The sequence below is a fragment of the Bacteroides sp. MSK.20.12 genome (assembly GCF_019052435.1).
Taxonomy (GTDB): Bacteria; Bacteroidota; Bacteroidia; order Bacteroidales; family Bacteroidaceae; genus Bacteroides; species Bacteroides xylanisolvens.
The window spans coordinates 162,613-178,942 of sequence record NZ_JAHQVH010000001.1 but is presented as its reverse complement, the minus strand read 5'-3'; the positions used below and the strand labels follow the sequence as shown (position 1 = coordinate 178,942).

At 39.7% G+C, this 16,330-nt stretch carries 10 protein-coding genes; 9 read left to right on the top strand and 1 reads right to left on the bottom strand.

The genetic code is table 11. The annotated features are described in order from the left end of the window. Positions 1-25 precede the first annotated feature (25 nt). From KTR06_RS00665 to KTR06_RS00625, 9 genes are all read left to right on the top strand, one after another. Entirely contained in the window at positions 26-3,592 is a 3,567-nt protein-coding gene (locus KTR06_RS00665) for a SusC/RagA family TonB-linked outer membrane protein (protein ID WP_074707502.1), read from the top strand. 19 nt (positions 3,593-3,611) lie between these two features. Continuing rightward, positions 3,612-5,153 (top strand): RagB/SusD family nutrient uptake outer membrane protein, encoded by a 1,542-nt coding sequence (locus tag KTR06_RS00660; RefSeq protein ID WP_074707505.1) that lies wholly within the window; start codon positions 3,612-3,614, stop codon positions 5,151-5,153. 31 nt (positions 5,154-5,184) lie between these two features. Beyond that, the gene (locus KTR06_RS00655) at positions 5,185-6,195 is read left to right on the top strand and encodes a hypothetical protein (RefSeq protein ID WP_081354168.1); all 1,011 of its coding nucleotides are present in this window, start codon (positions 5,185-5,187) and stop codon (positions 6,193-6,195) included. 32 nt (positions 6,196-6,227) lie between these two features. Continuing rightward, positions 6,228-7,232, top strand: a complete 1,005-nt coding sequence (locus KTR06_RS00650) for a TlpA disulfide reductase family protein (RefSeq protein ID WP_074707507.1) — start codon at positions 6,228-6,230, stop codon at positions 7,230-7,232. Between the two features lie 31 nt (positions 7,233-7,263). Beyond that, positions 7,264-8,970 carry a S8 family serine peptidase gene (locus KTR06_RS00645; RefSeq protein WP_074707510.1) on the top strand — a complete coding sequence of 569 codons (1,707 nt, stop codon included), beginning with the start codon at positions 7,264-7,266 and terminating at the stop codon, positions 8,968-8,970. 10 nt (positions 8,971-8,980) lie between these two features. Then, positions 8,981-10,120: an aspartyl protease family protein gene (locus tag KTR06_RS00640; protein WP_074707512.1), complete on the top strand. Its 1,140-nt coding sequence runs from the start codon at positions 8,981-8,983 to the stop codon at positions 10,118-10,120. Between the two features lies 1 nt (position 10,121). Then, positions 10,122-11,282 carry an aspartyl protease family protein gene (locus tag KTR06_RS00635; RefSeq protein WP_074910167.1) on the top strand — a complete coding sequence of 387 codons (1,161 nt, stop codon included), beginning with the start codon at positions 10,122-10,124 and terminating at the stop codon, positions 11,280-11,282. A gap of 20 nt (positions 11,283-11,302) precedes the next feature. Beyond that, a complete protein-coding gene (locus KTR06_RS00630; RefSeq protein WP_217289850.1) occupies positions 11,303-12,592 on the top strand; it encodes a thioredoxin domain-containing protein in 1,290 nt (429 codons plus the stop codon). A 156-nt stretch (positions 12,593-12,748) separates the two neighbouring features. Further along, positions 12,749-15,178 carry a glycoside hydrolase family 20 protein gene (locus KTR06_RS00625; RefSeq protein WP_217289849.1) on the top strand — a complete coding sequence of 810 codons (2,430 nt, stop codon included), beginning with the start codon at positions 12,749-12,751 and terminating at the stop codon, positions 15,176-15,178. Positions 15,179-15,373: 195 nt separating this feature from the next. Here KTR06_RS00625 and trxB read toward each other — a convergent pair whose 3' ends face one another. Further along, positions 15,374-16,324: a thioredoxin-disulfide reductase gene (gene trxB / locus KTR06_RS00620; protein ID WP_074910180.1), complete on the bottom strand. Its 951-nt coding sequence runs from the start codon at positions 16,322-16,324 to the stop codon at positions 15,374-15,376. Positions 16,325-16,330: the final 6 nt, after the last annotated feature.

Sequence of the window (16,330 nt, the reverse complement as noted above, 5' to 3'; positions counted from 1 at the left end):
TAATACATATTATAACTAACGCATTATGAAAAAACGAACACAACCCTCCTCAAAGGGAGTATCTTATGTAAGCAGAAAATTCGTTAAGTTCTGCCTTTTATGGATATTCTCCCTTTCTTCACTTATGATTCAAGCACAAGACAATCAGCGAATCTCCGTTGATCTGAGAGGCGAAAGCCTGGAATCTACACTTTGGTATTTGCAAAACCGTACAAAATTCATCTTTATGTACGCAACAGAAGATATCGCTAACATAACCGATATCAGCGTAAGGGCAAAAAACAAAACGATCACCGAGATTCTGGATGAATGTCTGGAAGGAACTAACCTAACTTATGAAGTATCAGGTACTGCTATCGTTATTAAGAAAAGAAAGACTAATAAAATCACGATTAGTGGATGGATACGTGATGCAAGCGGTGAAGCACTTCCCGGAGCTACGGTCACTGTCCGAGGTTCAAAGCATGGAGCTATCGCCGGACTAGACGGACATTACACTTTCAATATTCCTGCGCAAGAAGGGTTAATATTAACTTATTCATTCATCGGAATGGAGAAAAAGACTGTAAGATATACAGGAAAGAAAACGATTAATGTCACTCTAAACAGTTCCAGTACTGAAATCGACGAAGTAGTTGTAACCGGTTATCAGAATATTCAACGCCGTGACCTAGTAGGTTCTATTACCACAGTAAAAGCAAAAGATATTTTAATGCCTTCATATACCACTATTGACCAAATGTTGCAAGGACGTGTGGCAGGTATGATTGTCACCAATACAAGTAGTCGTGTAGGTACTGCCCCGAAAATTCAAATCCGTGGTACCAGTACCTTACTGGGTAATCAAGACCCACTTTGGGTAGTCGACGGCATCATTCAGGAAGACCCCCTGGAATTGAATGCATCTTCTCTCATGACAGAGGACTTGAAAAACATTATCGGTAATCAAATTTCTTGGTTGAATCCTGCTGATATCGAAAGCATTAGTATTTTAAAAGATGCTTCTGCGACCGCTATTTACGGTTCAAAAGCATCGAATGGTGTTATTGAAATCACAACCAAAAAGAATACAACTGATCGTCTAAGCGTCAATTACACATCTAACTTTGTAATGGGCACGCGTCCCAACTATGGACAGTTTAATTACATGAACTCCAAAGAAAGAGTACTATTCTCACAAGAAGCTTTTAACTGGGGAACACCTTATGGCACAGAACCAATCAAACAAATATATACTTATGAAGGATTATTGAATATGTATCTATCGCACGATATATCTTCTGAAGATTTTCTGGCACAACGCAACGTTCTGGAAACACAAAATACAGATTGGTTCAAACTACTAACCCGCCGTTCTTTTAGCCATAACCATAATATAAGTGTTTCCGGTGGAACAAATAAATACAGTTATGCAGCTTCTATGGGATATTCCAATAGCGAAGGGCAGGAAATAGGAAACGACAGTGAACGTATGACCGGACGCGTTGCCATCACCATACGCCCGGTACAAAAACTAACGATTAATGCAACGATCAACGGTAGCGTAAGTACGAATAACGGTTTTGCCGGAGGAGTCAATCCTATGGGGTATGCTACTACTACCAATCGTTCTATAGACCCTGATGCTTACTATCAAATGAAAGCCTCATACCCATACAATAGCGGAGTCAAATCATTATCATACAATTTCGAAAATGAACGGAATAATAGTGGTTCTAAATCAAAATCAAGTTTCATGTCAGCTTCGCTAGACTTGAAATGGAATATATTGGACTGGTTAACTTACCAATTTACTGGTGGATATTCCAATAATAACAGCACAAACGAAGCTTGGGAAACTGAACAAACGTTTTATATTGCTGAAACATATCGTGGTTATGATTTCAACTCTGTCTCACCAAACAGTAAAGAGTTTGGAGCAGCCTTACTCCCATTCGGAGGCGAATTATTCACAAATAACGCACAGCAATACTCTTACAACATCCAAAATAAACTGCAATTCAGTAAAGCCTTTAATAATGAGAACCGAATTAATGCTTTAGTAGGTATGGAATTACGTTCTTCCACTAATAAAGGTGTCAGCAATACGGTATGGGGATATGCCCCAGATAGAGGAGAAGTAATAACATTACCAACCACTCCACAAGCTTTTACACCTATTACAGGTTCTAAAGACGAAGGATGGGGGCTTTTAAAAAAGATATATGATGGTGGATGGAGAAAAGTCAATACTACAGACAATTATCTTTCCGTATTCGCCACACTAGCATATTCACTCAAAAACCGATATGTTGTTAATGCAAATATACGTAATGATGCATCCAACCGTTTCGGTCAGGATGCCAATCACCGTATTGATCCTACCTATTCATTCGGTTTCTCCTGGAGAGCTTCAGAAGAGGACTTCATGAGGAAATATGTAAAATGGATAACAACTTTAAACTTCCGCGGCACCTATGGTATTCAAGGAAATGCAGTAACGCGCATTAGTCCGGATTTGATTTTAAATCAGGGGAAAGTGGCTAATCTATACAACAGATATCAGTCTACCATCTCCCAAATCCCAAATCCGAATCTATCATGGGAACGTACCAAATCATGGAATTTCGGTGTAGACCTGGAATTATTCAGTATGTTTTATATGAATTTGGAATATTATACAAGACGCTCCAATGCCATTGTTGAACTGGAATTACCTTATGAATATGGAATAACATCCATGAAACGCAACGGTGGTATTATCCACAACAGAGGTATCGAATACACATTAACTTTTACCCCGATACAGAAACGGGACTATGCATTAAGTGTCAGTTTGAATGCTTCCAAGAACTGGAATGAAGGCGGACATACAGACATTGATGTCAATGCAGCTTCCTTCTTAAGTGGACGTTCAGATATTGTATTAAAAGAAGGATATCCGCTCAGCAGTTTCTGGTCATACTCTTTTGCAGGATTAGACGGAAAAACCGGTGAAGCTTTATTCAATCTTTTGGATATTCCGGAAGAAGAACGTAGCAGACAAATAGATCCGACTACTTATCTGGTATATTCTGGTCAGAAAGAGCCTTATTTCACCGGTGGATTGAGCTTAAGTTTCCGCTATAAATCATTAACTTTAAACACCAGTTTTTCACTTTTACTCGGCAACAAGAAGCGTCTGCCATCACCATACAACCAATTCGCTAGTTCTTATTATATGCCGGATCCATATACAAATATAAACCGCGATTTACTGAACCGTTGGAAAGAACCGGGAGACGAAGCCCATACAATCATTCCTTCTTTACCCAAAGCAGGAATGGCTTATATAGAATTGCCCAACAATGAGAATGTTTATAGCATTCCATTATGGGAACAATCTGACGCTATGGTGGTCAGTGGTTCTTTCTTACGCTGCCGTAACATCGGCCTATCCTGGCAAATGAAACGTGAGTGGTGCGAAAAAATATATATGAAAAATCTATCACTCAACTTTAACATGGATAACATCTTTGTTATCGCCAGCAAACGTTTCAACGGTTTCGACCCGGAAGTTAGCAACAGTGTACTTCCACGGAATTATTCATTAGGTATTAACATTGGTTTCTAAAAAAATAAAAAGATAGACAATGAAAAGAATTATATATATACTAACAGGAATAGTCTTACTATCACTATCCTCTTGCTCAGATTTTCTAGAGCCTAAATCTCAAAGTGAGTACGTTCCCAAAGATGCAAATGCTTTGCAAGAAATGTTAATCGGTTCTGCTTATCCCAAACAGGATAAAAGCAATTTCCTACTACCCTTTCTTAGCTTCTTAGACGATGACATTCAGTTCCATAAAACTGACTATGAATTTAGCACTAACTCTCTAAAAGATGTGGAAGCCAAACAAGCTGTTTATACATGGCAACCGGATATGTTTTTTATTATGGAAAGGAATGGTTATCCTCTTCAGAATATCTGGGAAGGATACTATAACTATATCTTAGGCGCAAATGCAGCTCTTGATTATATCGACGACGTAAATGGTACGGAGGCTGAAAAAAATTATGTAATAGCCCAATCCCTCGGATTAAGAGCTTTCTATTATTTTATGTTGGTTAATCATTTTGGAGCACCATACAACTATAACAAACAAGCTTTAGGAGTTCCGCTCAAATTAGACAGCAACCTGCTCCCTGAAGACCAACTATTAATGACACGAAACACCGTTGAGGAAGTATACAACCAAATTGTGGACGACCTGAATGAAGCTGAACGTTTATTTCTTACATTGAGCAAAGATAAACAATATGAGCCGAATTATCTGGTCAGCCTTCCAATGATACAATTACTGAAATCACGTGTCTTTCTTTATATGGAAAACTGGAAAGATGCTGCTATATACGCCAACAAAGTAATAAAAGACTGGTCCTTCGCTTTAGTAGACTTAAATAACCTCCCTTCTCCAACAGTGGCAGAGCCTTATTACAATTTTACATCTTTAAAATCATCTGAGGTTATTTGGTTATATGGAAGCGTTTCAGACTTAACTGTATTCAATGATCAGTCGGTAGAGTATGAGGAACAAGGTTACTTCGGTAATACCACCTACTACCGAGAAGCTTTTATCGCTTCTGATAACCTGATTGAAAGCTTTGAAGATGGAGATTTAAGAAAAGAAAAGTATATAGCAAAAGAGTTCAATAAAGATGATGAAGTTTTCTATGAAGACTCTTATACTACTTTCGGCAAATACAAACTTTCGGCTACAGGTGAGCCTAGTGGATCGGAAAACTTTGCTTTATCCTTCAGACTAGGTGAGGCTTATTTAAATCTAGCAGAAGCAGCTGCTCATAATAATGACGAAAGTACAGCACTCTCTGCTTTAAAAACCTTACTGGCTAAACGTTATGAACCCGACAAATTTGTTGAGCCTACCGGATTAACAGGTGATGCGCTCAAAACTTTCATCAAAAATGAAAGAAGAAAAGAACTTTGTTTTGAGGGGCAACGATGGTTTGATCTCCGACGCTACGGAATGCCACAAATTGTTCATAGATGGGGAGAACAAGTATATACATTAAAACAGAATGATCCTTCCTATACCATGCCTATACCAGACGCCGTCTTAATTAAAAATAAAAAACTGGAACAGAATCCATTAGCGCCAAAACGTGAAAATTAATAGTATATATCTTATAAATTAAACAAAAGAAATGAATATGAGAAATATATATATATTATGGGGATTACTTGCTTGTATGGCATTCACCTCATGTTACGAAGAAGACACACTGACTCCTACAGAAGGAGGCGTTGAATTACGTTTCAAAGTACCTCAAGGAAATAATAGTTGGGACGATGACATCGCCCAAATATACGAAAACTATAATGTATATCTTATTTATAAAGATCTGCAAAGAGCTGATTTTAACCGTAGCTGGACAGGTACATCATATGGTAGTGGCTACGAAGGCCAAGGCTGTGTAAATGATGAAATGACCAATTACTATGTCGAATTTATGAAAAAGCATATCTTTGCATACTTGAATCCGCCGATCACTTCTAAAGTTCTGCCGATGTATTGGTATTTAGGATACAATGTCTATAGTAAAAGCGTATTAGAAATTGGAGGCGTAATCCTAGCAAGCTGGATTGTACCCATACACGAAAATTACGATGGGCTGGATTATTGGTGCACTTGTATGTTTGGAGAAGACAATCCCAGCGATCCTTATTTAATTCCCACGGACAGAGCACTCCTTGACAGACGCCGGAAAATGATATTGGCTCCCGTATTGGAAAAAGCAGTAAAAGCCGGAAACATCATTATACCTGAAGAATTTGAAGTGGGATTCGACCATGTCACCAATCTGATAGCAGGTCTGGGAAGGGAAGATGACCCAAACTATTATCTTACCAGAGGATATCCGGGAAGTGTAAACACGTATGTATTCAATAGTACCAGCGAACCAGCCAACAACTCTTATCCTCCAACCAATGAAGAGACTTTTATAGGATATATGCATCTTTCCATGTACTATAATCAAGCACGACTAGCAGAGGTATATCCGGCTGATAAATATCCTTTTCTCACCGAAAAGTTTGCTTTCGTACAGAAATATTTAAAAGATAAATACCAGATCGACCTGGAAGCAATAGCCAACGGACCGGAAGACTGGAATTTACCTTTACCTCCAATACCAGAGACTCCCGATGAAGAATAACAACTCTGATAATGAACTATAAACTAATAATAATGACAAAAACAAAAAATCTATTATTAACTATATTACTCGTATGCGGTGCCACTGTATGGGGAAATAACGGACTGAAAATATCAGGAAGAATAAAGGTATTAAAGCCAACGACTTTACAAATAAAAGATATGAATGAAGGCGTTGTATTAAGCTGCATCATCGGTACTAATAACACATTCAGTACCGATGAAATAAACATCATTCCTGATGTCTACAAACTCTATTTAGGAGAAACCGAACAGAATATTTATCTGGAAAATAACCCGGTAACAATCAATGGCTACTTCGACGAAAAGAACCCTGAACAAAGTTCGCTTTCATTCACCGGCATCGATCCGTTTCTGACTTTACAAAATTATATGCCAGCAGAAAAAGACCCGGATATAGCAACGATTTCTACTTCTGTCAAAGGAAAACTGACTCCTGCCATGGCATCTGCATTGGCCTATCTGGCAAATGTAAATGATTACCAATCCAATAAAATGCTATTGGACATGATACCGGAGCAAGACAGAAACTCCTTATCTGCCAAATGGTTGGTAAACAGGGTAGAAATCCTCTCCCACCAAATTATCGGTGCAGAATGTCCCGACTTTACTTTCATAGATGCCAACGGAAAAAACATAAGTCTGAAAGACTTCCGTGGGAAAATTGTCGTACTTGACTTCTGTGCCTCCTGGTGTGGTCCTTGTCGTAAAGAGATGCGTAGTATGCTAACCATATACAATGAATTGAAGGCTGACGATCTGGAATTCATCAGTGTCTCGCTGGATGACAGCGAAGCAAAATGGAGAAAAATGCTGGATGAAGAAAAATTGCCGTGGGTGATGCTATGGGATAAAACAGGATTCCCTAAAAACAGCAAGACTCCAAGTGCTATCCAGACTGCTTACGGCTTCTACTCCATCCCTTTCCTTGTAGTCATTGACAAAGAAGGCAAACTTGCTGCACGCAACGTTCGGGGTGAACAAGTACGCGAAGCCATTTTAAAAATAAGACAATAAACAAACTATATAAATTATAACTCTTTTGACAATGAAGAAACTTATATTTCCAATCGTATGCTGTTTTATCAGCGTTACTGTATCAGCCCAGTTAATCAAACAAAAGGCAGAAACACAAAAAAAACAATCCGAACTGGACTGGTTTAACTGTTCTTTCGATCACGACAGTGTATACGGAGCTGAAGTAAACAAAGCTTATGATTACTTGAAAGCCAACAAAAAGAAAGCAAAGAAAAGACCGGTTGTTGCACTGATCGGAACCGGAATGGACGTAGAACACGAAGACCTGAAACACGCAATCTGGATCAACCCAAAAGAAAAGTCAAACCAAAAAGATGATGATAAAAACGGGCTTGTTGACGACATCAATGGCTGGAACTTCATCGGTGGTAAAGACGGCCAAGTAATGGAAGCTTTGACACGCGAAGGAGAACGTGAATTCTTCCGTCTCAAAGATAAATACGCTGATTATATCTTTGACGGAAAGAAGTATTATAAAATAGTCAATGGAAAACGCCAGGAAGTCCCCGCACCGGAAAACATAGAAGAGTATAATTACTATCGCTATAAAGTCATGCCGGAATCAAGAATCGGTGGAGCTTACGGCGGTCTTCAACTATCTTATGTTATAGAAGAATATGTTGAAAAGTTCGATAAAGACATGAAAAAACGTTTTCCCGGAAAAGAGCTGACCGTTGAGGACTTCCAAAGTTGTTATGATCCCAAAGCTGAAAGAGACAGTCTTTCTGAAGTCGCTTTTGTATTTACTGCCTACTATTTCAGCATCTATAATACGGATAAATGGGAACCTGTTTATCAGAATATGGGAAAGAAAAGTGTAGAAACAGGTAAAGCGTCTTATGAAGAGGCTTTAAAGAGATACGGAAGTGATAATCGAAAAGAAATTGTAGGTGATAATCCTCTGGATATTAACGATACGCATTATGGTAATAATGTACTGTTGACATCTGATGCGGCAACAGGCGTAATGAAGGCCGGCGTTATCGCAGCTAAACGTGACAACGGTATCGGAAGTAACGGTATTGCAGACAATGCAGAAATCATGACCTTACGCATCCACCCGGGAGAAGGAGAACCGTACCTGAAAGATATGGCATTGGCCATCCGCTATGCAGTAAACCACGGTGCAGATGTAATCGTATTACCGGAACAAAACTCCATATATCCGGAAGAGCAGAAACAATGGGTGTCAGAAGCATTGAAAGAGGCAGAGAAGAAAGGGGCATTAGTTATAGTTCCGGTTTGGGATCTATCAATGGATATGGATAAAGACGAATTCTTTCCCAATCGTAAGATGAATAAAGAGGGAGAACTTACTAATTTTATGGTAGTTGCTTCTTCAGACAAGAATGGAAATCCGGTATTGAACACCAATTACGGTGCAACTGCTCTCGATATTTATGCTCCGGGAACAGACATTTATTCATCTTATATGGGTGACACTTATCAAAAAGGAACTGGAGAAGGAATGGCTTCGGCTACTGTAGCTGGCGTAGCTGCTCTTGTGAAGTCTTATTTCCCTAAACTGACCGGCTCTCAAATCCGTGACATATTATTAAAAAGCGTCACTTCACGCAAAGGTGTAGAAGTAGAAAAAGGAATCCGCGTGAACGATAGCCCTTCACAAGATTTATTCCTTTTTGATGACCTATGTATTTCCGGAGGTATCGTTAATGCTTACCAAGCAATCTTGGAAGCAGAAAAAGTCAGCAAATAAAGATTAGTCTATGAAATATACTCGTCTAATAGGAACCGTCATTGCCTTTTGCATGGCGGTCCCTTTATTCGCCCAACAATATAAAGCAACTATACCTTATCGGATAGTAGGCGAAAAAATGGTTATCGAAATGAAAGTGAACGGCAATGCACGCCCTTTTATCTTTGATACCGGAGGGCGCACCGCACTTACCACTAAAGCCTGTCAAGCACTACAAATAACAGCAACAGACTCTATGAAGGTGACAGATGTGAATAACGTGGAAAGCTATTACAAAACTACGCGAATAGAAAATCTGACGACTCCCGATGATGTTATTAACTTTAAAAATGCCCCGTCGCTAATCATCAATGAAGTAAAAGGCTGGGAATGTTTTGGAGTAGATGGTATCATCGGAAGCGATTTATTTGCAAGTACTATTGTAAGCATTGATTCGCAGACTAAAAATATCATAGTCACATCTGCCGAAAAGCCTTCCACAGTATCTTTACGAAAAATGCTGAATTTCACCAAAGAAGGAGGAATGCCAATTGTCAATGTACAGATCGCTCCGGTCAGCAACATCACCGTATTATTTGATACAGGCAGTCCCAGTCTGTTATCTCTTATTGAAAGTGATTTTGAGAGAATTAAACCGGAGGCATCTATGGAAGTCGTTTCTGAAGGATATGGGGAAGGAAGCATCGGAGTAGCCGGACAAGCAGATAAAGCATCTTCATATAGAGTACATATTCCCTTATTATCAGTAGGAGCCACCAAATTCCGCAACTTAACGACCCATACAGACAAACACCCTTACACATTACTAGGTGTAAAGTTATTACAATACGGAAAAGTGACTATCGACTATCCACGTGGAAGATTCTATTTTGAAGCTTTCCAACCGGATAATGAAATCAACAATCAATGCAACAACTTCGATTTGACGGTCAAAGACGGAGACTTATATGTATCCACCGTCTGGAGCAGCACGAAAGGTAAGATAGAAGTAGGAGACAAAGTGATTAAGATTAATGGCAAACCTGCTAAAAAATATGACTTCTGCGAAAGTATTCTGAACGGAATACCGGAATTGAAAGAGAAAAAACAGACGAAGCTAACGATTGAAACTGCTTCCGGAATAAAAAATATTATCTACAAAAAAGAATGACATGAAAAGAATAGGAATACTGACCGGCTTATGGCTGCTATTATTTCTAAACTGCGGACAAGAAACGATAGCGCAAATCCAGAATAAAGTTTGCGATACCATTCCTTATGAATTCATTCAGGAGAAAATCATTATACCCGTTACTGTTAATGGCGTAAATGTAAAATACATCGTCGATACAGGAGGAAGAACCGGGACTATGTATGACGCCGCAACTGAAATGAAAGCTACTGCCGCAGGATATATGCGCATTTCCGATGTGAATGCACAAGGCTCCAACTATCAGGAAGCCCACGTACAAAATATTTCCATCGGAAAGAACTACAAAATCAAACAGTTGAAAACGATGGTACTACCTAAGAATCCATTCTTCACAGAACTGGGAGTTGTCGGAATTCTGGGAGGAGATGCCTTTGCACAGTCGGTAGTAACATTCGATTCCCGTTCTAAAATAATGGTAATCAACTATCCTTATCGTCCCGAAAAGTTAAAGGTTACAGATGGAATTCCGCTGTTAGATGAAACTGAACATCATTCCATTGTCAACGTTCGCTTAGGAAACAATGATTTAAAAGTTCTATTCGACACAGGTGCAGGAGGCTTTCTGCTTTATTGTACGGAAGATTACAACAGGTTGGCTGACATTTCGCAAGTTACCAATCATGGATATGGTATCGTAGCTGCCGGAATAACAGGGTTGGGCAAGCCGGTAGATATTAAAAAAGTATCTGTACCTTCTATCAATATCATGGGAAAAGAATTCACAAACGTAGGTAGTACAACAACTGTCATGAATGGAACTATCATCGGGGTGGATCTACTGAAATATGGTAAAGTAATTATTGATTATATGCGGAGACGTTTTTACTTCCTCCCATTTGAAGAAGGAAAAACCGACATGGGAGGTGTTCCCTCTCTTTGGAACGTAAGCATATTACCGCGCAACGAAAGATTCGAAATTACAACTATATGGGATAGCATGAAAGATACAGTTGCTTTCGGCGACGAAGTGATTAATATCAACGGAACTTCTCTTAAAGATTGCCCCATGAGCCAGATGGCCGTAGAAGAAATTATGAATGCTATACCTGGTGATACCGGCTATATTATCATCAAAAAAGATAATCAAGAGAAAAGAATTGAAATCAGGAAAGAGAAATAAACTTTAAACAGAAAGAATATATGAAACGAATAATAACTAAAATGTATCTCTGTTTGCTTGCATTTTGTATCACAGGAGGCATCAGTGCACAAACACAAAACAGTATGACAGAGGTCATTCCATTCAAAACTATTGATGGAAAAATTATCGTGGAAGCCACTATAAATGGTGAAGCAGCTGACTTTGTCCTTGATTTATCGGGACATAACGCTCTACTTCCTGAAGCTCTCAAAAAGTTACACATCAATACAGAAAAGAGAGGAACTTTTAGTTCTTACCAAGATTTTGTATTTAAACAGGTACCTGTTGGAAAGGTATATGAAATGGGAACAGTAGCTATTGGTAAAAATACATTTGCAAACGATCTTCCGGCTTTCACATTAGAAGACGAACCTTATCTACGCAAGCTAGGGGTTATGGGTGTATTAAGTGGTGCTGTTTTCCGCACTTCTGTATTAACCATTGACATGCAACGGAAGAAAATTACGATTACACAACCCTACCGTCCTTCTTATATGAAACTTAACTATCGGGAAAATTTTAACCTGATAACAGGATTAGGAGTAGTATGTCCGATAAACATTCAGGGAAAGCCGATATCTTTTGTCCTGGATACATGGAGTGAAGGATTAGTGAATCTTACTGAAGCAGATTTCAATACATGGAACACACAATATACCAAAGGAAGTAACCAAAAAGTCTCCAATGGATATAAAGAAACAAGGAAAGAAGAGGAAAGCCTCATCCTACCTGAAACGATGTTTGTAAAAACAAAGATTGAAGATGCCATAGCAGTGAAAAACCCATTCTTGAAACGTTCCGTATTAGGCAAAAAGATACTGGACTACGGAATTATATCTATTGACTATATTCATCAGAAAATTTACTTTCAACCATTCGATATGGTTCCTATACCGGAAGCGGAAGCTAAAGTGACGGAAACAAAAGTTGAAGATGGTAAATTGAATCCAATTACCCGCCGGTTCTTCCTCGAACACATTTTCGACTACCGAAAAGGAAATGATTTCATCTATAATGGAGACAAACCGATAGTTATCGATTTTTGGGCTACATGGTGCGGTCCATGTATGCGTCTACTTCCGGAAATGGAGAAACTAGCTGAAAAATATAAAGGAAAAGTTATATTCTATAAGGTAAATGCTGATAAAGAAAAAGATTTATGTAGCCATTTTAGTGTACAGGCATTACCTACGTTATTCTTCATCCCGGTAGGCGGCAAACCGATAATCGAGGTTGGTGCTACGCCGGAAAAGTATGTGCAAATCATTGAAGAACAACTTCTGAAATAAAACATCTCTCTTAATATATAACTATGTAAATCTAAAACTTTAGCTAAGAGCCGGAATCCGTTCCGGCTTTTTTATTTCCATATCATTGGAACTTATCATTAAAACAAGTACATTTGCCCTGTCAAATCTATTTATAACTTAACACACATTTTGATCATGAAGAAAAGTATTTCTCTTCTTCTTTTGTCTCTGCTTATGATTGCCCCCAGTTGCCAAAAGACAAAAGAAGCGGTGAACGAGTACAACATCGTTCCCAAACCCAATCAAATTCTCCCACAGGAAGGACGTTTTGAACTAAACAGCAAAGTCAGTCTGGTAATTCCTGCCAATGCTCCGGAAGTTAAAGGTATTGCCGACAGCCTGGCCGAACGTTTAAAACAGACAGCAGGAATCTCGTTGAAAGAGGCAGAAAGTGCAGATGGAAAATCAGCAATCTGCTTTGTTGTACAAGAAGGTATGCCGAAGGAAGGATATAAATTATCCGTTACTCCCAGTCTCATCACGCTTACCGCTTCTCAACCGAACGGGTTCTTCTACGGCGTACAGACACTTTATCAGTTACTCCCTCCGGCGGTTTACGGAAACCAGTTGGATAAGAAAGCAAACTGGTCGGTCCCTGCTGTAGAAATAGAAGATTCGCCCCGTTTTGTTCACCGCGGACTGATGCTGGATGTTTGCCGCCATTATGTACCGATTGACTATATTTACAAGTTTATCGACTTGCTGGCAATGAACAAGATGAATGTTTTCCATTGGCATTTGACAGACGATCAGGGATGGAGAATCGAAATCAAGAAATATCCTAAATTGACAGAAATCGGTTCTAAACGTGAAAAGACATTGGTAGACTATTACTATGTAAATTATCCGCAAGTATTCGACGGAAAAGAACACGGAGGGTATTACACACAGGAACAAATAAAAGATGTAGTAGCTTATGCTGCAAGTAAATATATCAACGTTGTTCCCGAAATAGAAATGCCGGGACATGCGTTGGCTGCACTGGCTGCCTATCCGGAACTGTCATGTGATTCTACACAGACTTATAAAGTATCTCCTACATGGGGTGTATTCGAACAGGTATTCTGTCCGAGTGAAACAACTTTCAAATTCTTTGAAGGAGTGATGGATGAAGTAATTGAATTATTCCCTAGCGAATACATTCACATTGGTGGCGACGAATGTCCCAAAACAGCGTGGAAGAACAGTGCTTTCTGCCAGCAGCTAATCCGCCAGTTAGGACTGAAGGATGATACGACTCCCAGCAAGACGGACGGAATAAAGCATAGTAAAGAAGATAAGTTGCAGAGCTATTTTGTTACCCGCATGGAGAAATATCTGAATAGCAAAGGCAGGAACATCATTGGTTGGGATGAAATCCTCGAAGGTGGTCTGGCTCCAAATGCGACTGTTATGTCATGGCGTGGTGTAGAAGGAGGAATGAACGCTGCCAAAGCCGGACATAATGCGATTATGACTCCGAACCCTTATGTATATCTGGACTACTACCAGGAAGAACCGGAAATTGCTCCGACGACTATCGGCGGATACAACACACTGAAGAAAACATATAGCTATAACCCTGTTCCGGACGATGCAGACGAGCTTGCCAAGAAGCATATCATCGGAATACAAGGCAATATATGGAGAGAATATATGCAGACTTCCGAACGTACAGACTATCAGGCCTTCCCGCGTGCAATGGCTATCGCCGAAACGGCCTGGACACAAAACGCAAACAAAGACTGGAAGAATTTCTGCGAACGAATGGTAACTGAATTTGAACGTTTGGAAGTAATGAACACCAAACCTTGTCTCAACTTCTTTGATGTAAACGTAAATACGCACGCGGGTGAAAACGCTCCTTTAATGGTAATGCTGGAAAGTTTCTATCCGAATGCAGAAATCCGATATACTACGGACGGCAGTGAACCTAGTAAAACATCCACACTGTACGAAAATCCTTTCGTTCTGGAAGGTAATATCGACCTGAAAGCAGCTGCTTTCAAAGATGGAAAAATGCTGGGTAAAGTAGCTCACAAGCCATTATACGGTAATTTATTGACAGGAAAGCCCTATACTGTTAATTATAAGATGGGATGGACAGGCGATATATTTGATGAAAACGATGTATTAGGAGCTGACAAGACAACCTTCGGACTGACCAACGGTAAACGAGGAAATAACGCTTCTTATACTCCGTGGTGCAGCTTTGGCATTGTTGAAGGTAAAGACTTGGAATTTATCGTTAATTTGGATAAGCCGACACAAATCAGCAAAATAATTTTCGGTTCTTTATTCAATCCGGCTATGAGAATTCTTCCTGCAGGAGGAGTTGCCGTAGAAGTATCAGCAGATGGCAAACAATACACTCCGGTAGCTGAAAAAGCCTTGAAACACGATTATCCGGAAACAGGACGAATTGCATTCACTGATTCCATTGAATTTGAGCCAACACAGGCTACCTTCCTGAAAGTTAAGATTAAGAATGGCGGTACACTACGCAATGGAGTTAACTTTGAAAAGAACAATGGTCCGGAAGTTATTCCTGCCGAATTATGGATTGATGAAATAGAAGCTTATTAAACAAAGCTAACTATATTTTATGCGGATTTCACGGTGCTGACCCAACAGCACGTGGAATCCGCATCATTTATTCCGTACCTGAATAACAAAACGGTGAACGCTAGTTTAATACTAATGTTCACCGTTTTATTTATAATCAATCACACCCCAAAAGGCATAATTATCATTCATTCGTTTACACCGAAGATATATTTATCACACAAGCCCTTTGGAAGAAAGGTAACGTTCTGCCTCCAAGGCAGCCTTACATCCACTTCCCGCGGCTGTAATAGCCTGACGATAATGCGGATCGGCCACATCTCCCGCTGCAAAAACTCCGGGCACTTTCGTACGAGGACTATCACCGTCTGTAATAATATAACCTACTTCGTCCGTATCGATATACTCTTTAAATATTTCAGTATTCGGTTGATGTCCGATAGCCAGGAAGAAACCGTCGATAGGTAAATTATAACGTTCTTCGTCCGGTTCACCCCAACGTTTCACCAAGTTTACACCCTCTACGCCATTGTCACCAAACAAACCAACTGCATTGTGTTCAAAAAGAACTTCAATCTTCTCGTGGTTCATGACACGTTCCTGCATAATCTTCGATGCACGCAGGAAAGGTTTACGAACGATCAGATATACCTTGGATGCAAGACCGGCAAGATAAACCGCTTCTTCACAAGCAGTATCACCTCCACCAACTACAGCAACCACTTTCTTACGATAGAAAAATCCGTCACAAGTAGCACAAGCGCTTACACCCATTCCGGCATATTTCTTTTCATCCTCCAGTCCCAGATATTTAGCAGTTGCCCCGGTAGCAATAATCAATGATTCCGTTTCAATCACTTTATCACCGTCAATTGTTATTTTATAAGGAGCTTTGCTTAAATCTGCTGCCGTAGCGATACCAAAACGAATATCTGTTCCGAAACGGCTTGCCTGTGCACGCAAATCTTCCATCAACTGCGGACCACTGATACCTTCCGGATAACCGGGAAAGTTTTCTACATCTGTCGTAGTAGTCAACTGGCCGCCCGGCTGCAATCCTTCATATAGTACCGGACATAAATTTGCACGTCCAGCATAAATCGCTGCCGTATATCCGGCAGGTCCTGAACCTATAATCAGGCATTTCACTTTTTCTATTTCTGCCATTTTAAT